Source organism: Ochrobactrum sp. Q0168, from assembly GCF_016427605.1.
In the GTDB taxonomy this organism is placed as follows: Bacteria; Pseudomonadota; Alphaproteobacteria; order Rhizobiales; family Rhizobiaceae; genus Brucella.
Window position 1 is genome coordinate 243,599 of sequence record NZ_JAELXQ010000006.1, and the last position, 16,221, is coordinate 259,819.

Genomic DNA, 16,221 nt, shown 5'->3' on the forward strand with positions numbered 1-16,221 from the left:
GCATCTGGTTAGTCATGAACTAACAAGGAAGGACGTGATTTTGAAAACGGCCAAGTTTTTGCTCGGACTTTCAGGGGTAGCGCTGGGATTTGCTCTGGCAAGGGCAGCATCGCCGCAAGTGCCGAAAGGCGTTGTGCCGGTGAAACCGTTCGATCTGTCGCGCTATCTTGGCAAGTGGTTTGAGCTTGGCCGTATTGAAAACCGCTTCGAACGCGGTCTCACGCGCACAACGGCGGAATATTCACTGAGTGCCGATGGAACTGTTCGCGTGGTCAATAGTGGGTTTGATCCATGGAAAGGCCGTTCCACAAGTGCGAAGGGCACTGCAAAATTTGTAGGCGCGTCCGACGAGGGCGCGCTGAAAGTGTCGTTTTTCGGTCCGTTCTATGGCGGCTATAACATTGTCGATCTTGATGAGAATTACGAATGGGCGATCATCGTCGGGTCAAGCCGCAACTATTTCTGGGTGCTTTCCCGATCCACGGTTCTGACGGATGAGCTGAAGGCCCGTGCGGTAGCAGTGGCTATACTTCTCGGGATCAATCCCGATGCAATCCACTGGATACCCCAGGAAAAGCCGCTTTAGAGGGCGCTTAATCCATAGGATGATTTGCCATCTCCCGGCATGAAGCGGCGCAGCGCTCGCAAGCCGCTACACATTCTCCCATCCCGTTCAGCGCGCGACAGCTTTCAGCACAGTCCTCGCATAGTCGCGCACAGAGGTTACATAGCTCGTTGTGAAGGGGGTTCTTCATCATCATTACCTGTGCAGCCGTGCGACAGAGTTCAGCGCAAGCAAGCATAGTTCTAAAATGCTTCGGCTCAACATGCGCGCCGCCACGTTCCAGACAATGGTTGGACGCCATCTCCGTACAGGTGCGATAGCAGTCGAGACAGGCTGTGATGCATTCGGTCTGCTTTGTATCGTGCATCTTCCGGTTCCTCCTTTGACATGTTCGAACCCCAAACAACGAAACGGCACTATTGTTTCAAATGGAACAGAAGCGTATTTTTGCGGTTGTTAAGCGGGATGCTCCAGGAGGAGAACCGATGATGGCCAGTGGAAAATGGAAAAAGCGCATCCGTCGGGCCAAGGCAGGTCACGAGTTGGAGCAGGCGGCAGCACTTCCCTATCGTTTTGAAAATGGCCGCCTGAAGATCATGCTAGTCACCTCGCGCAACACACACCGATTTACCCTGCCGAAAGGCTGGCCGATGAAAAAGCGCAGTCTGGCCGACGCCGCCCGTATCGAAGCCCTTGAAGAAGCGGGTATCGAAGGGAAAGTCGCTCGTTCAATGATAGGTCACTATCTGTACTGGAAGCGGCTGAAAAGAGTTTTCATTCCGGTGAAGGTGCGGGTCTATCCCTTGCATGTTCAATACGAAAAAGCACAGTGGTCGGAACAAAAGCAGCGTCAGCGCAAATGGCTTTCGCCTGAAGAAGCGGGTCTGTTGGTAGACGAGCCGCAGTTGATAAGCCTCATTGCCTCCCTCGATGCGGATCATCGTGCCTAGTTTTTGGGGAACATACACCGCTTCTGTCGGTTAGATGCCGGTCTGAGTATAGAAAAACTGGCTCAAAGGAGAATGAGATGGACGATCATCATATCCCCAAGCACCTCCCACAAGAGCACAAGACATCAACAATGCCTGATAAGAATTCCGAGAAGTCGAAAGACCGCAAAGCTGCTGACCGGTCGAAGGACCGCGATGACAAGGAGCACTGGCTCTACGCGGAGCGAGTATCAGACAAATGAGAACGGTCCTCTGGTTGGCTATTGGTGTTGTGTTGCTTCTGGCGGTGGGTTCTCTCTTTTACCCCTCCACCGACGAAGACGCTGGCACACAGCCTTCGCCCCATTCTTTGCAGACCAATCCTCCCGATTAAAGCGCATCCCGAAAAGTGTGAAACGGTTTTCGGAAAAGATGCGCGATAAAAACGCGCTCTAAAGCGCCCGCTTGAAGCGGGCGCTTTCTTTTAGAGGATTGGCTTTCCGCCAGTTACAGCGATGGTCGCACCTGAGGTGTAGCTTGAGAGCGGGTCCGCCAGCATGACATAGGCGGAGGCAAGCTCTGCGGGCTGAGCGGGCCTTTTCATCGGCGTCTGCTTACCAAACGATGCGACGGCTTCTTCTGGCAATGTGGAAGGGATCAGAGGCGTCCATACTGGCCCCGGCGCAACCGCATTGGCGCGAATTCCTTTTTCAGCCAGTAATTGCGCAAGCCCAGCAGTGAAATTCTGGATGGCGCCTTTGGTCGTCGCATAAGCCAGCAGGGTGGGGTTGGGCATATCCGAATTGATCGAAGCCGTGTTGATGATTGCCGAACCAGGTTTCATATGAGGCAGGGCCGCCTTTGTCAGATAGAACATTGCATGGATGTTTACCCGGAAGGTCAGATCCCACTCCTCGTCGCTGATATCTTCCAACGCGGTAAAACTGGCCTGGTGCGCGGCATTATTGACCAGAATATCGATCTGTCCAAATTCTTGAGCGGCAAGCTCCGCGATCTCCCGACAGGTTTGGGCACGCTGAATATCGCATTTCATCAAAACGGCTTTGCGGCCCTCTGCCTCGATCAGCGACCGCGTTTCAAGCGCATCGGCCTCTTCCTGAAGATAGACAATCAGAACATCCGCACCTTCTCGTGCAAAGGCGATAGCGACGGCGCGTCCGATCCCGCTATCGCCGCCCGTGATGATGGCTTTTCGCCCTTCAAGCTTGCCTGAACCCTTGTAGCTTTCTTCGCCATGATCTGGCTTGGGATTCATCTTTTCCGTTAAGCCGGGCATGGACTGATGCGGCGTATCAAAGGGAGGAGCGGGATATTGTTCGTTCATGATGGATTGTCCTTCCGTAGCATTATCATTGCTTCGGTTCTAACCACCAGAATTCGCCAGTGTTCCCATCCTATGTCGTTGAATGTGCGCGGTACGTGTCGGTAACTATTGCTCCAGACCGCGAGGTCGGAAAAGCGCTTCTGCAATAACTGACAGATCATTGTCGCGATTGCTCAGCACGAATCCAGTGAAATCTTTGGTATCCGTCGCCGGGTTGGCAGACAGTGCGAAGATAAACGGTGTCGAACGGGTTTCCAGCGCATCGACGAGCGGTAATACAGTCACTGGTTCCAGCGCCACGTCAAGGATAGCAGCGTCGACTTCTTCGTTCTGAAGAAAATGGAGCGCTTGCTCTGTCGTGTTGACGGGGCCAAGAATGACTGCACCAATGGCACCAAGTTTTCGCCCGGTTTCCTCCGAAAGAAGAAAACTATCTTCGAAAACGAGAATGCGCTTGCCCGAAAATGAATACATGGCCCTATCATTTACACCTATCATAACAAATAGTTAGTTAGTCATGTCCAAATGCAAAACGCAAGACATCGGGCGATGGTTTTGCGCTTTGATCGACACGCTGATGATTAGGCAAGTCGAGAGTTTTTCATTCATCAGCCATCGACGATATCGTGCAGCTTATGGCGGGCGCGATGCAGACGGCTTTTAACCGTACCAATCGAACAATCGCACAGCTCCGCTGTTCGCTCGTAGCTTTTGCCTTCCAGCACGACGAGTGAAAGCACACGACGATATTTTTGCGGCAAGGTTGCGAGCGCAATCTGCACATCATGTGCTTCCAGCGTATATTCCTGAGAAGCATCCACGCTTGCTGTTGGTGAGATACATTCCGCAACACCCGGCGCTTCTCTCTTTTGCAGGCGGATACGGGTGCAAAACGTATTGCGCATGATGGTGAAAAGCCAAGATTTCAGTGGAGAATAAGGGACGTATTTTTCCCGGTTTGCCAATGCCTTAACAAGCGTTTCCTGAACGAGATCTTCGGCATCTTCCCGTTGGCTATAAAAAGTGCGCGCAAATGCGCGCAAAGCGGGGATCATCTCAACGAGTTCGTCGGGTTCCAATGTGTAGTCGGAATGAAGGGGGCAAGACATCCGTCTGACCTTTCCGAACCACGGTTCGGTTTGAGGGTGGGGCGGCTTTTGCCGCCCCTTTAGGTTACGAGTTCTTGTGGCTTTGCTGCCCGGCCTTCACGTGTTGCTCATGGGAGCCGCCGCGTGAAGACGACTGCTGGTTATTGCCACCGCTTGCCTGCTTGCCATCATTCTTATGGCTTTGCTGGCCAGCCTTTACGTGCTGTTCGTGGGTGCCACCCTGGGTATGGCTTGGCGTATGACTCTGGGCCATTTTACTTTCCTTCCGGTGGTTTCAAGTTTCCAAAGTTATTCTGTCGCGCGTGACATAAGCCTAACCCGCCCAGCGTGCCTAGGTTCCGCGCTTTCGCTGTAACAAACTTCACGTTTGGCTTGGGCAATTGGATCAACGCGCGAAATCGACAGCCATCGCGAGTTCCTTTAGGAAGGCAGCGCGTTCTTTCTCGAATTCCGGTCGGTTTTGTAACCGCAGTAAGTAGGAGGGATGGATGGTGATGAGTAATTGCGTATGGTCGCCATAAGCGAGCAGCCGCCCTCGTATGTCCGAAATCCGGACCGTCTTGCCTAATAAGGATTGTGCGGCGGTTGCTCCTAAGGCAACGATGAGTGCCGGCTGGACCAGTTCGATCTCCTGATCGAGCCACCAGCGGCAGGCTTCGATATGGCTTGTCGAGGGGCGCTGATGCAGCCTTCGCTTGCCTCGCTGACTATGGCGGAAATGTTTGACAGCATTGGTGAGGTAGCAACGGTCGCGTTGAAGTCCTGCTTCCGCCAGACAGCGTTCAAACAACTGCCCTGCTGGACCGATCAGGGGATGGCCCGCTCGATCCTCCTTGTCACCAGGCTGTTCGGCGACAAACATGATACCGGCCCCAGCAGGCCCTTCACCGAAGACAGTTTGCGTTGCGTTTTTGTATAAGTCGCACCGCGTACAGCCACGTGCTTCGTGCCTGACGGAGGCCAGGGAAGCCTCCGTGGTTTTTGCTGAGCGTTGTGTCATTGCGCGCCCGTTGCCGAAGCCGGTGGTTTCGATTCTGTAGATGCGGGCGGCTTGCTGTTGTCATCCATGAAACCCCTGCCGGGTCTCAACTGCCCGTAAAATTCAACAGCCGCCCAGACAACTATTGCCAGTAATAGACTGACAACGAGGATCAGCAATATACGGCGTCCCTTCGGACCCTGCCGGGCGTCTTTGGGAGTAACCTCCTTCATAATGGCTGCTCCACTCCTGATCTATGTCCATCGACGGCGTTCCTGCTCGATCTGATCAGATGTATACGGCGCCCCGGCCGCATTGAACCGTTCCCAGCCTTCATCAATATAGGCATTGCGCCTTTTCCTGATGTCCACTCGGGCCCACTCGTCGAAAATCGCTTCCACCTTCTGCCGTTCCTCTTCGTCACAGCGAACGACGATCAAAGTACTGCCTCGACGGATTGCTTCGGAATAGGCCTGAGCCTCCTCTTCCGGGATGCCGCTTTCCACAAGGGCGCCGACGATACCGCCTGCGACACCGCCAGCGGCAGCACCACCCACCAATCCCACGAGAGTGGCGGTGAGCCAACCACCAGCAACGACGGGTCCAACGCCTGGAATTGCAAGTAGGCCCAGTCCTGTCAGCAGGCCAGCTCCGCCGCCTGCGACAGCACCGACGCCGGCGCCGGTTTCCACCCCTGCAATTGTGGATTGACTTTCTCGGACAGCATCATCGACATATTGCCCGTTGGTATTGTTGGATATCAAACTGATATCATCGGCTGAAACGCCCGCTTCTTCTAGTGCCCGTACAGCGTCGAGCGCTTCGTCATGATTGTCGAACAGACCGGTCACATGTACCATTGTCGTCTCCTTCAGTTCTTTTGGGGCTACGTTTTTATTGCGTTGTTACATTACCCTGAAAATCGAGCTGAACCTTAAAGGGCTGTCCATCACGCGCCGCCTCGGCGCGCCAGATACCGTCCTCGCCGAGTTTTAGGTTCATAATATTGGTATAACCAGCGTCGGTCAGACGCTGTTTTGCCTGATCTTCGGTAAAGCTGTTCTTGCCCGGAACGGGCGCGTTCGGGTTGGTCTCGCCGGGCGTTGTGACCGCAGGAGTTTGCGGTTCATCGGAAGGCGCCGTTTGGGCGAGTGCACTGGTGGCAAATAGAACGAAAGCAGCAGCTGCCGAATATTTGAGTGAGCTTTTCATGGAATTCCTCCCTTCAAGGTGAGAGATACCCCAACCAGCGAGATGGCGTGATGTTCCATCAAGATGCGCTTTGATCCAATGGAACCCGACAGACGGCGCGAAGCTCTTTTAATCCGCGCACAATCCGATCCATGGTTCACCCTAGAGCGCGTCCCGATAAGTGTGAAACGGTTTTCGAAAAAAATGCGCCTTAAAACAAAGGATTAGAACGTCGATTTGATCCAATCAGATCGAAACGCGCACTAACGGGCTCCGAGAACCATTTCTCTGATCCAGCGTGTCAAAAGATGGTTATAGGCTTTCTGGTGAATAGTATCCTCAAGCGCATGATCTGCTCCGCTCAACATACGCAAGGTGAGTGAGTGTGAATGGATGAAAGCGCCTTGATAGCTGGCAATCGTTGGATGGGGTACGATTGTGTCATATTCAGATTCTACGAGCAGCACATCGCCGCGAAATTCTCTAGCTTGGCGGAGAGCACGATTGTCCTCCGCTCCTATCAAGGCCGAGCGATATGCCTGGAGATCAACCCTATCGAGTTGCGCTTTTGGCAATTGCCAATAACTGTCGCGATAAAGGGCAGGGGCTCTGAGGGCCAGCCATCTGACGGGCCGGAATTCTGTCAATAGCGTTGCAAGATACCCACCGTAGCTGCTGCCAACGACGACAATCGATCCTTCTTCGACGATCTTCAGACTGGCCAGCCGGTCATAGGCAGCGATGACGTCGTCCAGATTTTCTCCACGTGTGACGGTTTTATTGCTGGTGATTGTATGTCCGTGGCCGCGCATGTCGAATGTCAGGCAAACGCAACCGAGTTCTGAAATTGATTTCGCCCGCTCGATATCGCGTTCCTGATTACCAGCCCAGCCATGGAGAAACAAAATGCCTGGAATAGTTGTATCCGGTGAGATGACGGTGGCATCCAGCTGGACTTGACCTACATCAACGGTGGTAGAATTACGGATCATGGTAGAGTTTCTCTAATCGTGCATATTTGTGCAGCGGCTGCCCTGTATCATCTTCGCCGACGTAAACAACAAAATCATCGGCGTCCAATTGGGGCGCTGCGCCGTAGGTCTCACGTGCAACGACCTTTACCGCACCGACGGAATTGTCTGCGGTCATTGCCTCCAGCGCGAGAATTTCGGCGGGAGAAGCGCCCCCGACCCTCCAAGACTGTTCCAGCACGCCGCAGCAAAAGCCATCTTCGGTCACGGGGCCAACCAGCACGTCATAGTTTTTTCGAGATGCGACGAGGCCGAAATGTTGTTCGGCTGCGCTATCATAGCGTCGCGCGCTTTCGATAATCCGATGGGCGACAGGCATACGCAGTCGCGTTCGCAGTGCCTCCCAGTTTCCCCGCACCACATAGAGCCGACTTCCCGCGTAGACGCTTTCGCCATTGCGGTCGCTGGCGGTATATTGGCGACCGAGATAGCTCATCGTCAGACCGGCAAGGCTGACTTGCCCCACCGAATAAGTTGACGAGTTTTCAATATCTTCCTCGATTACCATTCCTCTGGCGATATCACTTTCCGAAAGTGCCCGAAGGAACACGTCCAGTTCGTGATTGTTTTGAACGACGCTCTGCTTCTTGCCGCCGGATGCGTAGGGGTCTTTCAACCTGATCTTTCGCTTATCGAGGAGAAATGCACCCGCTCGTGCAGCGTGATCATATGAGAAAACCGAAAAGCCAATCAGGGCCGCACCTTCCAGATCCCTGGCAAATTGCGGCTTCCAGCCAGTCGGCAAATCGTCTTCTTCAGCCCATGCAGGATGTGTCGCCAGTTTGGTTGTCATGAATTCCTGATCGACGCGACCACCCCAGAACTGATTAGCATCAAGCTCGGGGTGGCTTTGTCGGATCAACGAGAAAGTCGGCACAAAGAATGTCCGATCCGCGTCGTCGAAATGTTGCGCAGTGGCACCGAGACGGGCCCCGGTTAGTTTCGCCAGTCGCGCCGCGATGGCCTCAACGCTGGCAACATCATGCCGACTATCCGAAGGTCGACTGATGACGCAGATTTTCTCGATGGTATCCATCAACGTCAGGCAGCTTCGGCGTGACGATTGGCGGAGGTTTCAGCAAGCTGGGTGAGATCCTTGTCGGTCTGGCCCTCTTCCTGCAAGGTCTGATCAAGGAGTTTGGCCACATCGTTGTAACCCAATGTCTGCGCCCAACGCTTCAAAGTGCCATAACGGGTTATTTCGTAATGCTCCACTGCCTGAGCGGAAGAGATCAAGCCTGCATCCAAAGCGGGGGTGTCGGAAAACTCTTCGATGATCTCCTCGCCTTCGGCAATGATACCTTCAATCGCCTCGCATGTTTTGCCCTGAGCGCGCTTTCCGAGAATCTCGAAACATTGCTGCAAGCGTTCAATATGCCCCTCTGTCTGGTCGCGGTGTTTCATGAAGGCGTTTTTTAGCTTTTCATCTTCAGCCGCACGCGCCATTTTTGGAAGTGTTTTCAATATCTTGCGTTCAGCATAGTATATATCTTTCAGCGTATCATAAAAAAGATCCTCAAGAGTGCGTTGCTTGGTTCTGGCCATTTCCAACTCTCCGTTTTCTTGTTTCGAAGTAAGTGTCGCTTTGTTGCAGCGACAGGCCAACCCAACCTATCAGGCGGCTATTTGTTTCATCTTCCCCACGATTTTTGTTTTCAAGACGGGAGATGCGACAGACAACGATCAGGATTTGGATGCATGTTTAGGTTTCCCCTTTTGCTTCGTGGAAGCCATTTTCTCCAGCTCCGTCTCACTCATGGATTTTTCCATTTGCTTTGATGCACCACGCAGGCTGCCTTTGGCTTTGTCTCCGCGTTTGGCGGCGAGGGCGGCCCCGGCGGCTTGTTGCTGTGCTTTTGATTTTGCGGGCATGTTGTTTCTCCGCTATCGATACGCTCGTTGATGAACTGCCTGTTCCGCCACGCCTGAGCACGGAAGCGAAACAGCCCTACCAAACCGCGCGATGTCGGTATTGTTCCAAACGGACGGCAAACGAATGCCGATTATTTGCGACCGCGCTGCTCATCCCGGCATTTCTTCGCGTCTTGACCTTGCATGCATTTGGTGTGCTTTTCGCTCCGGTCTTTACGATCATGCTTTGGTGGTTTAGCTTTTTCAGGAACGGGTACGTTTTCGGGTGCAGCAAGCTGCTGATTGGACGAAGGCGGCGGGTTTCCGGGCACTTCTGGTTCCTGTCCGCCTGACTGGGTCGGCATGCCGGGTGCTTGTGCAAACGCTGCAGTCGAAGTGACTGCAAAAGCTATCGCGAAAATGAACTGTTTCATTGCTCTATCCTCATCGCCGAATGATGAGTAGATCAACAGTCTCGCTGGAAAAATGTTCCGACAGGTGCGATGCGTCCACAGCGTCGATGATGCGGGTTTTGACTGTCAGTGAAGCAAATTGACGGGCGGATTGCTGGAGCCGCCACGCCACTTTGCTCCTGATGGAAAAACCGATCAGCGATTATTCATCAATGCTTGCACAAGATCAGCCTCCAGATCTTCCAGATCTTCGAGGCCGACAGAGATACGGATGAGCTGAGCGCCAATGCCCAGATCATTTTTCTGTTCTTCCGGTACAACCGCATGGGTGAGCGAAAAAGGATGCTGAATGAGGCTTTCCACGCTTCCAAGGCTGACAGCAAAGTGGAAATAGCGGGTGGAAGTCAAGATGCGTTCAACGCGCGCCAGATCACCTGCGACCTCAATGGAGATGACACAACCGAAATTGATCATCTGGTCCGCTGCCAGTTTATGCTGCGGATGGTTCGCCAAACCGGGATATACGACTCTGGTTAGCCCCAGTTCTTCAGCGCGTTGTTCGAGTCTGGTCGCGAGCTTCAGTGCTGTTTCCGACTGCCTGATGTTGCGAATTTCCAAGGTTTTCAGAGAGCGGTGCAAAAGAGCGCAATCGGTCGGCGACATGACGGAACCAAGCGCGTTTTGCAGATAACCCACCCGCTTTGCAAGTCCGGCAGGTGCGTTCGCCGACACCGCGACCACGCCACCCAAAAGGTCTGAATGCCCGTTCAGCATCTTCGTTGCTGAATGGACGACCACGTGAATTCCATAGTCAATTGGCCGCTGGCCAGCGGGCGATGAGAAAGTGCTGTCACAAACCGTAATCGCGCCTGCCTTCTTGCCCAATTCTGCAACCAGCGACAGATCAACGATGCGCAGCGTTGGGTTGGATGGAGTTTCAAACCACAGTAGGGCAGGTTTATGAACTGTGATGGCTTGGCGAAGAGCGGCTTCGTTGGAAAAATCCACGAAGTTCACATTATGTGCCGCCGTGATCGGCTTGACGTCGGCAAGCAGCCGATAGACGCCGCCATATAGATCATTGTGGGCCAATATCGACGATCCCGCCGGCAGCGCTTCAATCAATGTCGCCGCTGCCGCAAGGCCGCTCGGAAAAACGAACGCGGCTTCTGCACCTTCAAGGTCTGCCAGGCAACGCTCGAGACCATTTCGGGTTGGATTGCCGCTACGCGTATAATCAAACCCCTTGCTCGCCCCGATGCCATCCTGCACATATGTCGTTGCATGGTAAATCGGCGGGATTACGGCTCCGGTCAATGGATCAGGTTCCTGACCGATATGGATTGCGCGCGTTGCAAAACCAGCCTGATTGCGAGGAGGATTCTTGGCCAATTTTCCGTCTTTCTATCGTTGGTCTGTGGTGCCGGTTTTGCGCAACGGGCGCTCACCGGATCGATAACAATTTTTGTGCCCAACCGAACTTCGCACGTTTCTCAATAAGCGATCAGTTCGCTCGTATCCTTCAAATACAAGGGGTGGCCGGGCGAACCATTATTCGTGATCTTCAGCGCATGGAGCTTGATATTGTTGCTGCGCAGCGTATCTGTGACAAGCTTACCATGATGGGCAAGTTTCTTATGAAGCGACCCGTATGCCATTACAACAATTGCTGCATTTTTGGCCTGTTCGAGGATTGTCTTCACATTTTCTTCAGTGCAGGGAACAACACCTTCTTCCAGCAACATTTTCGGGTGCGTGGCGCGGTAATCCATCACATTGCATTTTACATAGCGGCTGTAGCCCCAGCGGCGCGTGAACTTTTGCTCTTTGAAAACCGTGGGATCGTCCACATCATAGGCGGCGGTGCTGGGGTTCATGCCAATCCAGAGCACGTATCCGTCTTTATCGCCCCCGTCCCATTCTCGCGTCAAAAGACGACGATATCGACCGCATTCAGAAAAGACTGCGTCTCCTCTGATCTCCGGTTTGATTTTCAGACGAACCTTGCCACCTGGGTCATGGGATTCGTGATTCATCATCTTTGTTTCTCGGGTTCCGTGGCCGTTATATCCTTCTGTGGAGGATTTAGCAGCCTATGGGCCGAACGCCTAGCGTATTATACCGAGGATTGGAATTTGCGACTTGGCTTCTTACCGATCTCGCCTTTGCAGCAGTCTGAAATATGCAGTTGATGTGAGGAAGACGACTGTATACCGCCTTCCTCTTTTCCGAAATTATCAAGCGTTAACAAACTGTTGTGAACTGCTGTTCTTCATGGGGTATAGAGCGCTATTCGTGTTCCGGTTGACGGAATAAACATAGTGAAATGCATCCGCTCTACCACCTATGAGGCACACATCGTGGCGGCTCCAGTTCCATTGCTCCGCATCAAGCATTTTTTCGAATTTCAATGATACGGTTGCAGACCAGAAGCTTGCCGTTCCTGTCGGCGTCAAGGCGCGTTCAAGGGTAGCCAGACCACTTTCGGAATAGATCGAGTTGTTTTGTTCTCTTACAAGGAAATCGGGGCCGTTATCGGTGTCCATCAAGATCAGATCGAATGTTGCAGGCTGCTGTCGTAACGTCTCCATGACATCGCCGACCTGAAGCTCCACACGATGATCTTCGAGTGGATCATCAGCAAGATGACCAATAAAGGAATGGTTCCATTCGACAATTTCAGGAACGAGTTCGCATACGGTTATCTCAGTTTCCAGCGGAACGAAGTTCAGCGCCGCCCGCAGCGTGAAGCCCATGCCGAGCCCGCCGATGAGAATTTTTCTCGGCGTTTGAGGCAAAAATCTCAGCGAACGTTCCGCCAGGACGATCTCCGATTGGAAATTGACGTTCGACATCAATTCCAACCCGTTATATCGAATTTCGTAGATGTCGTCTCTTTGTCGCAACAATATTTCGTCGCCAGCGTCATTGCCGGCGCGCGCCAACTCAGTCCAGATTGCCATTTAAAAACCCAAACGTTGAAAAGAACGACTGGCCTTGCCAGTGCGAACTGTATGTTTCGTGGTGATGGGAGTGTCGGGGTCGCTGCAACTTACGTGTGCAGCAACCCATTGGCATCGTCTGATCTGGCATCCATCATGAGAGGAAATGACGACACATTCTTCAAACCGTCGAATATAGAGAGCAAGATTTCAAGAATAGTCGTCATATCAAAATTCTGGATCACTTCATGATTGTGCTACCGTTTTCCTTTAGTATCAAAGTGGCATTTTTAATCAAGGTGCTGACCTTAATGTTGAATGGCAGCATAGTCCATTGCTTTCAGGTCCGAGAGCAGGCTTGGGCCCGTTGGCTCCCAACCAAGCTCTACCCGCGTTTTTGCACTTGAAGCCGGCATATCGAGGCTGGCGAACATCCCGAGCCACCCGAAATGGTCGGCGGCCTTGTCAGGCGAGAGGGAGATGATCGGTAGACCAAGACCTGTTCCAACGATTTGTGCAATGTCCCGGACGGCGATGCCTTCCTCGGCAACGGCATGATACCGTGCGCCGGCCTCACCTTTGTCGACAGCAAGGGCGTAAAGTTTGGCTACATCGAGAACATGCGCCGCTGGCCAGCGGTTCAAGCCTTCACCAATATATGCAACGGCTCCTTTTTCCCGCGAGACCTGAATGTATGGCGTAATGAGGCCTTGTTTCACCGTGTCATGTACCTGCGGTAGCCGCATGACAGACACGTTCACACCCTCTTCCAGCAAGCGTTGCGCCGCCAGTTCCGAGCCAATGCGCGGATTTGGATGATGCGAGTTGAATACGTCCTCCTTGGCGGGCTGACCATTGCCGGGATCGCCGAAGCCGGTGCCTGATGTTATCAGAAGCGAGCGGTTGGAGCCCTGGAGAACTGAACCTAACGCTTCGATGACGCGGCGGTCTTTCTCGCAATTGGCCATGAAGTCGGAAAAGTCATGATCGAATGCAGTATGGATCACCGCGTCGGCATTGGCTGCGCCAGCGCGAATGCTGTCGAGATCTTCAAGCGTGCCTTTATGGACCTCGGCTCCCGCCGCAGCGAGCGCGTTCGCTCCGGCGTCCGAGCGGGTCATGCCAACCACCTGATGACCACGGACAAGCAATTCGGGCACGATACGTGAGCCGATAAAACCGGTTGCGCCTGTGAGGAATATACGCATGTGTGTTTCTCCGTTTCTGTTGGAAAGGGATTATCGCGTAATCTTTTTCATGTTAAAGTAGTGATCTTATCATGGTATAATAACCAACAGGATAGACATGCCATTTGAAAGCGAAAATCCACTGGGCCAGTTTTTGCGTGATCGTCGCATGCGTCTCGATCCGTTGGCATTCGGCTTTTCAGCAGAGCGGCGGCGAACACCGGGATTGCGGAGAGAAGAAGTCGCGCAGCGCGCCAATATCAGCCCGACATGGTATACGTGGCTGGAGCAGGGTCGCGGCGGCGCACCGTCAGCGGATGTTCTGGAGCGCATCGCCAAGGGACTGATGCTGACCGAGCCGGAGCGGGTGCATCTCCATGTTCTGGCGTTTGGACACCCTCCGGAAGTGCGGTTTCACGAGCAGGATGGCATAACGCCGCGATTGCAGCGCGTGCTTGAAGCTATTCCCGCCAGCCCCGCACTTATCAGAACCGCGACCTGGGATGTTATTGCCTGGAACAAGGCTGCCAGCATAATCCTGACGGATTATGCAAAGCGTTCCCGGCGTGAGCGAAATATCTTGCGCATGATGTTCACGGATTCGCGAGTGAAAGCCATTCAGGAGGACTGGCTGCGTGTAGCAAGGTTCGTTGTGGGGGCCTTCAGGGCAGATGCAGCGCGTGCTGGTGCCGGCGCCGAAATTGCCCAACTCGTCGAAGAACTGACGCAGATGAGCCCGGAATTTGCATCTTTGTGGCGCGATAATGAGGTCGTTGGGTCGGGGGAGGGCGTCAAACGGCTGCATCATCCCGAACTTGGGCCGCTTGAGCTCGAGTTTTCGACATTTGCAATCGATGGTCGTCCAGATCTCAATATGATGGTCTACACGCCAGCGACAATTCAAGTTGCCGAACGTATGCGAGCTTACCTTGCCAAGAGCGGGATGTGACACATATCAAGTTGACACCTTTTCGTAAGTGATTTCTTCGCCGTCTTCTTTGGTGAATGTCGTAACCGGATTGTCGAGAAGATCAAGGACTAGTTCCGAGGGACGGCAGAGCCGGGTGCCAAGCGGTGTTTCCACAATAGGACGATTGATCAGGATGGGATGCGCCATCATGAAATCGATCAGCTCGTCATCCGCCCATTTTGGATCGGACAGGCCCAATTGTGCGTAGGGCGTGCCTTTCTCGCGCAAGAGCTGGCGGGGCGTTACCCGCATCGCTGTCAGCAACTCGACCAGTCTTTCGCGTGGTGGCGGATTTTGAATATATTCAATGACGACTGGTTCTTCTCCGCTGGCGCGGATCATCGCCAGCGTGTTGCGAGAGGTGCCACATTTCGGATTGTGGTAGATCGTAACAGTCATCGGCACTTTCCTGTTTCTAAGATTGGCGCGCAGATTATATGCCTTCATCTATGAAAAGGAGCCTTGTTTCAAGGCAACGGTGACTCACCTGCAAGAAAAGATAGGGCCGCTTAGCTGCGGCCCCGACTGTTCTTATTTTGCAACGATTGCCTGGATGCCAGCAAGTGCACATTCGGCATCTGTTGCGCCCGACGGTGCGCCGCCGACGCCAATTCCGCCCACCAGTGCATCGCCGATTTTGATCGGCAATCCGCCAGCTTGAATGACAAAGCGCGAATCCATATCCCGCATGCCGCTATTGGCTGGCTTTGAAGCGATAAATTCTGCAAGTTCGCCGGAGTCGCGGCCAAGAGCCGCCGCCGTAAACGCTTTTCCTGTGGCGCTATTGCCGGTGTGCGGACCGGAAAGGTCGGCTTTCAGCAGAACTTTCGTCGATCCATCACGCGCTACAACTGCAACGCTCACATTGTTCCCCTTGGCGACACACGCATCCAGCGCCGCCTGAGCAGCCTTGGTTGCCAGATCGAGCGGCAAATAAGGCGTCGTGGGAAGAGTCTGAGCGAAAGCGGTAGCCGGAGCCATCGACAAAGCGATAATTGCAACTTTACGGATCATGGTTGTTCCTCGGTTTCGATGGGTGTGATCTAACTCCGCCCGCCCTGAAACTGAATCCGTAGCCTTTGCGATCTTATCCGTAGAACTACGGATTTGCATTTCCTTCGAGCCACAGGCGGGTCATTTCCGCCTGCGATGTGGTGCCCAGTTTTATACCAATGGCTGCCCGGTGGCTGTCTATGGTTCGTGGAGATAAACCAAGACCATCCGCAATCTGCCGGGTGGTGAAGCCTTGTGCAATACGGTCCAGCACCTCGTGCTCACGGGCCGTCAGCATGTCGAGCAGGGCAAGTGTTTCAGCTCTCAGCGCCTTGCTGCCCAACATATGGTCCAGCAATTGCTGCGCTTTCTGGATTGCATCGATCAGGTCCTGTTCATCGACGGGTTTGGAAAGATAATCGACTGCACCGTTGCGGAACGCGCGGCGGCAGGCTTCGATATCGCCGTGGCCGGAAATAATGACCACAGGCCAGTCGATTTTCTGTGCCGCCAAAACTTCCTGCAGTTTAAGGCCCGTCATCACCGGCATACGAATGTCGAAAATCAGGCATCCCGGCGTCAGTCGTGGCAATTGTGCCAGAAATGCCGACGGATCGGCAAAAGTCTTGACCTCAATGTCGATGGTCGAGAGCAGGAGGCTAAGCGCTTTTCTGACCGCTGCATCGTCATCCACGAGATAAACAGGCTGAACCATC

23 protein-coding genes are annotated in these 16,221 nt (G+C 53.5%); 4 read left to right on the top strand and 19 right to left on the bottom strand.

Features of this window, described 5'->3' with window-relative positions; all coding sequences use genetic code 11:
• Positions 1-34 precede the first annotated feature (34 nt).
• From JAU75_RS13550 to JAU75_RS13560, 3 genes are all read left to right on the top strand, one after another.
• Complete coding sequence (locus JAU75_RS13550) at positions 35-586, top strand: lipocalin family protein (RefSeq protein WP_371836175.1); 552 nt, start codon at positions 35-37, stop codon at positions 584-586.
• Between the two features lie 407 nt (positions 587-993).
• Positions 994-1,515: an NUDIX hydrolase gene (locus JAU75_RS13555; protein WP_247880483.1), complete on the top strand. Its 522-nt coding sequence runs from the start codon at positions 994-996 to the stop codon at positions 1,513-1,515.
• A 77-nt stretch (positions 1,516-1,592) separates the two neighbouring features.
• On the top strand, positions 1,593-1,757 hold the full coding sequence (locus tag JAU75_RS13560) for a hypothetical protein (RefSeq protein WP_199057025.1): 165 nt from the start codon (positions 1,593-1,595) through the stop codon (positions 1,755-1,757).
• A 221-nt stretch (positions 1,758-1,978) separates the two neighbouring features.
• Here the strand turns inward: JAU75_RS13560 and JAU75_RS13565 are convergent, their stop codons facing one another.
• The 16 genes from JAU75_RS13565 to JAU75_RS13640 all read right to left on the bottom strand — a co-directional run bounded on the left by JAU75_RS13565 (position 1,979) and on the right by JAU75_RS13640 (position 13,563).
• Entirely contained in the window at positions 1,979-2,839 is an 861-nt protein-coding gene (locus tag JAU75_RS13565; protein WP_199057026.1) for an SDR family oxidoreductase, read from the bottom strand.
• Between the two features lie 105 nt (positions 2,840-2,944).
• Positions 2,945-3,313, bottom strand: coding sequence for a transcriptional regulator (locus tag JAU75_RS13570; protein WP_247880484.1), 369 nt, complete (start codon positions 3,311-3,313; stop codon positions 2,945-2,947).
• Positions 3,314-3,447: 134 nt separating this feature from the next.
• Complete coding sequence (locus tag JAU75_RS13575; protein ID WP_199057028.1) at positions 3,448-3,948, bottom strand: sigma-70 family RNA polymerase sigma factor; 501 nt, start codon at positions 3,946-3,948, stop codon at positions 3,448-3,450.
• 64 nt (positions 3,949-4,012) lie between these two features.
• Positions 4,013-4,201 (bottom strand): hypothetical protein, encoded by a 189-nt coding sequence (locus JAU75_RS13580; RefSeq protein WP_109365901.1) that lies wholly within the window; start codon positions 4,199-4,201, stop codon positions 4,013-4,015.
• A 132-nt stretch (positions 4,202-4,333) separates the two neighbouring features.
• On the bottom strand, positions 4,334-4,948 hold the full coding sequence (locus JAU75_RS13585) for a UdgX family uracil-DNA binding protein (protein ID WP_199057029.1): 615 nt from the start codon (positions 4,946-4,948) through the stop codon (positions 4,334-4,336).
• A 233-nt stretch (positions 4,949-5,181) separates the two neighbouring features.
• On the bottom strand, positions 5,182-5,787 hold the full coding sequence (locus JAU75_RS13590; RefSeq protein WP_199057030.1) for a DUF1269 domain-containing protein: 606 nt from the start codon (positions 5,785-5,787) through the stop codon (positions 5,182-5,184).
• Between the two features lie 34 nt (positions 5,788-5,821).
• Positions 5,822-6,139 carry a PepSY domain-containing protein gene (locus JAU75_RS13595; protein ID WP_199057031.1) on the bottom strand — a complete coding sequence of 106 codons (318 nt, stop codon included), beginning with the start codon at positions 6,137-6,139 and terminating at the stop codon, positions 5,822-5,824.
• A 242-nt stretch (positions 6,140-6,381) separates the two neighbouring features.
• Positions 6,382-7,110, bottom strand: a complete 729-nt coding sequence (locus JAU75_RS13600; RefSeq protein ID WP_199057032.1) for an alpha/beta fold hydrolase — start codon at positions 7,108-7,110, stop codon at positions 6,382-6,384.
• On the bottom strand, positions 7,100-8,185 hold the full coding sequence (locus JAU75_RS13605) for a DUF3182 family protein (RefSeq protein ID WP_199057033.1): 1,086 nt from the start codon (positions 8,183-8,185) through the stop codon (positions 7,100-7,102). The genes JAU75_RS13600 and JAU75_RS13605 overlap by 11 nt, the downstream gene beginning before the upstream one ends.
• Before the next feature lie 5 nt (positions 8,186-8,190).
• A complete protein-coding gene (locus JAU75_RS13610; protein WP_199057034.1) occupies positions 8,191-8,694 on the bottom strand; it encodes a ferritin-like domain-containing protein in 504 nt (167 codons plus the stop codon).
• 138 nt (positions 8,695-8,832) lie between these two features.
• Complete coding sequence (locus JAU75_RS13615; protein ID WP_199057035.1) at positions 8,833-9,021, bottom strand: DUF3008 family protein; 189 nt, start codon at positions 9,019-9,021, stop codon at positions 8,833-8,835.
• Positions 9,022-9,152: 131 nt separating this feature from the next.
• Positions 9,153-9,434 carry a hypothetical protein gene (locus JAU75_RS13620; protein ID WP_199057036.1) on the bottom strand — a complete coding sequence of 94 codons (282 nt, stop codon included), beginning with the start codon at positions 9,432-9,434 and terminating at the stop codon, positions 9,153-9,155.
• Between the two features lie 174 nt (positions 9,435-9,608).
• On the bottom strand, positions 9,609-10,805 hold the full coding sequence (locus tag JAU75_RS13625; RefSeq protein WP_199057037.1) for a PLP-dependent aspartate aminotransferase family protein: 1,197 nt from the start codon (positions 10,803-10,805) through the stop codon (positions 9,609-9,611).
• 101 nt (positions 10,806-10,906) lie between these two features.
• Entirely contained in the window at positions 10,907-11,452 is a 546-nt protein-coding gene (locus tag JAU75_RS13630; RefSeq protein ID WP_247880485.1) for a DUF1643 domain-containing protein, read from the bottom strand.
• Positions 11,453-11,650: 198 nt separating this feature from the next.
• Positions 11,651-12,376, bottom strand: coding sequence for a hypothetical protein (locus JAU75_RS13635; RefSeq protein ID WP_199057038.1), 726 nt, complete (start codon positions 12,374-12,376; stop codon positions 11,651-11,653).
• Between the two features lie 287 nt (positions 12,377-12,663).
• Complete coding sequence (locus JAU75_RS13640) at positions 12,664-13,563, bottom strand: SDR family oxidoreductase (protein ID WP_199057039.1); 900 nt, start codon at positions 13,561-13,563, stop codon at positions 12,664-12,666.
• A 97-nt stretch (positions 13,564-13,660) separates the two neighbouring features.
• Here JAU75_RS13640 and JAU75_RS13645 point away from each other — a divergent pair, with 97 nt between their 5' ends.
• Positions 13,661-14,491 carry a helix-turn-helix transcriptional regulator gene (locus JAU75_RS13645; RefSeq protein WP_199057040.1) on the top strand — a complete coding sequence of 277 codons (831 nt, stop codon included), beginning with the start codon at positions 13,661-13,663 and terminating at the stop codon, positions 14,489-14,491.
• 6 nt (positions 14,492-14,497) lie between these two features.
• On the opposite strand, the gene arsC is transcribed toward JAU75_RS13645, so the two are convergent.
• The 3 genes from arsC to JAU75_RS13660 form a co-directional block, all read right to left on the bottom strand.
• The gene (arsC, locus tag JAU75_RS13650) at positions 14,498-14,911 is read right to left on the bottom strand and encodes an arsenate reductase (glutaredoxin) (protein ID WP_199057041.1); all 414 of its coding nucleotides are present in this window, start codon (positions 14,909-14,911) and stop codon (positions 14,498-14,500) included.
• Positions 14,912-15,043: 132 nt separating this feature from the next.
• Positions 15,044-15,526, bottom strand: a complete 483-nt coding sequence (locus JAU75_RS13655; protein WP_199057042.1) for a heme-binding protein — start codon at positions 15,524-15,526, stop codon at positions 15,044-15,046.
• 85 nt (positions 15,527-15,611) lie between these two features.
• Positions 15,612-16,220 carry a response regulator gene (locus JAU75_RS13660; RefSeq protein ID WP_199057043.1) on the bottom strand — a complete coding sequence of 203 codons (609 nt, stop codon included), beginning with the start codon at positions 16,218-16,220 and terminating at the stop codon, positions 15,612-15,614.
• Position 16,221 lies beyond the last annotated feature (1 nt).

Coding starts and splice junctions, on each gene's coding strand:
- JAU75_RS13575 (WP_199057028.1), bottom strand. CDS start 3,948: ATGTCTTGCCCCCTTCATTCCGACTACACATTGGAACCCGACGAACTC.
- JAU75_RS13560 (WP_199057025.1), top strand. CDS start 1,593: ATGGACGATCATCATATCCCCAAGCACCTCCCACAAGAGCACAAGACA.
- JAU75_RS13555 (WP_247880483.1), top strand. CDS start 994: ATGGAACAGAAGCGTATTTTTGCGGTTGTTAAGCGGGATGCTCCAGGA.
- JAU75_RS13595 (WP_199057031.1), bottom strand. CDS start 6,139: ATGAAAAGCTCACTCAAATATTCGGCAGCTGCTGCTTTCGTTCTATTT.
- JAU75_RS13615 (WP_199057035.1), bottom strand. CDS start 9,021: ATGCCCGCAAAATCAAAAGCACAGCAACAAGCCGCCGGGGCCGCCCTC.
- JAU75_RS13645 (WP_199057040.1), top strand. CDS start 13,661: ATGCCATTTGAAAGCGAAAATCCACTGGGCCAGTTTTTGCGTGATCGT.
- JAU75_RS13600 (WP_199057032.1), bottom strand. CDS start 7,110: ATGATCCGTAATTCTACCACCGTTGATGTAGGTCAAGTCCAGCTGGAT.
- arsC (WP_199057041.1), bottom strand. CDS start 14,911: ATGACTGTTACGATCTACCACAATCCGAAATGTGGCACCTCTCGCAAC.
- JAU75_RS13565 (WP_199057026.1), bottom strand. CDS start 2,839: ATGAACGAACAATATCCCGCTCCTCCCTTTGATACGCCGCATCAGTCC.
- JAU75_RS13660 (WP_199057043.1), bottom strand. CDS start 16,220: ATGGTTCAGCCTGTTTATCTCGTGGATGACGATGCAGCGGTCAGAAAA.
- JAU75_RS13580 (WP_109365901.1), bottom strand. CDS start 4,201: ATGGCCCAGAGTCATACGCCAAGCCATACCCAGGGTGGCACCCACGAA.
- JAU75_RS13590 (WP_199057030.1), bottom strand. CDS start 5,787: ATGGTACATGTGACCGGTCTGTTCGACAATCATGACGAAGCGCTCGAC.
- JAU75_RS13610 (WP_199057034.1), bottom strand. CDS start 8,694: ATGGCCAGAACCAAGCAACGCACTCTTGAGGATCTTTTTTATGATACG.
- JAU75_RS13570 (WP_247880484.1), bottom strand. CDS start 3,313: ATGTATTCATTTTCGGGCAAGCGCATTCTCGTTTTCGAAGATAGTTTT.
- JAU75_RS13640 (WP_199057039.1), bottom strand. CDS start 13,563: ATGCGTATATTCCTCACAGGCGCAACCGGTTTTATCGGCTCACGTATC.
- JAU75_RS13635 (WP_199057038.1), bottom strand. CDS start 12,376: ATGGCAATCTGGACTGAGTTGGCGCGCGCCGGCAATGACGCTGGCGAC.
- JAU75_RS13620 (WP_199057036.1), bottom strand. CDS start 9,434: ATGAAACAGTTCATTTTCGCGATAGCTTTTGCAGTCACTTCGACTGCA.
- JAU75_RS13630 (WP_247880485.1), bottom strand. CDS start 11,452: ATGATGAATCACGAATCCCATGACCCAGGTGGCAAGGTTCGTCTGAAA.
- JAU75_RS13655 (WP_199057042.1), bottom strand. CDS start 15,526: ATGATCCGTAAAGTTGCAATTATCGCTTTGTCGATGGCTCCGGCTACC.
- JAU75_RS13585 (WP_199057029.1), bottom strand. CDS start 4,948: ATGACACAACGCTCAGCAAAAACCACGGAGGCTTCCCTGGCCTCCGTC.
- JAU75_RS13605 (WP_199057033.1), bottom strand. CDS start 8,185: ATGGATACCATCGAGAAAATCTGCGTCATCAGTCGACCTTCGGATAGT.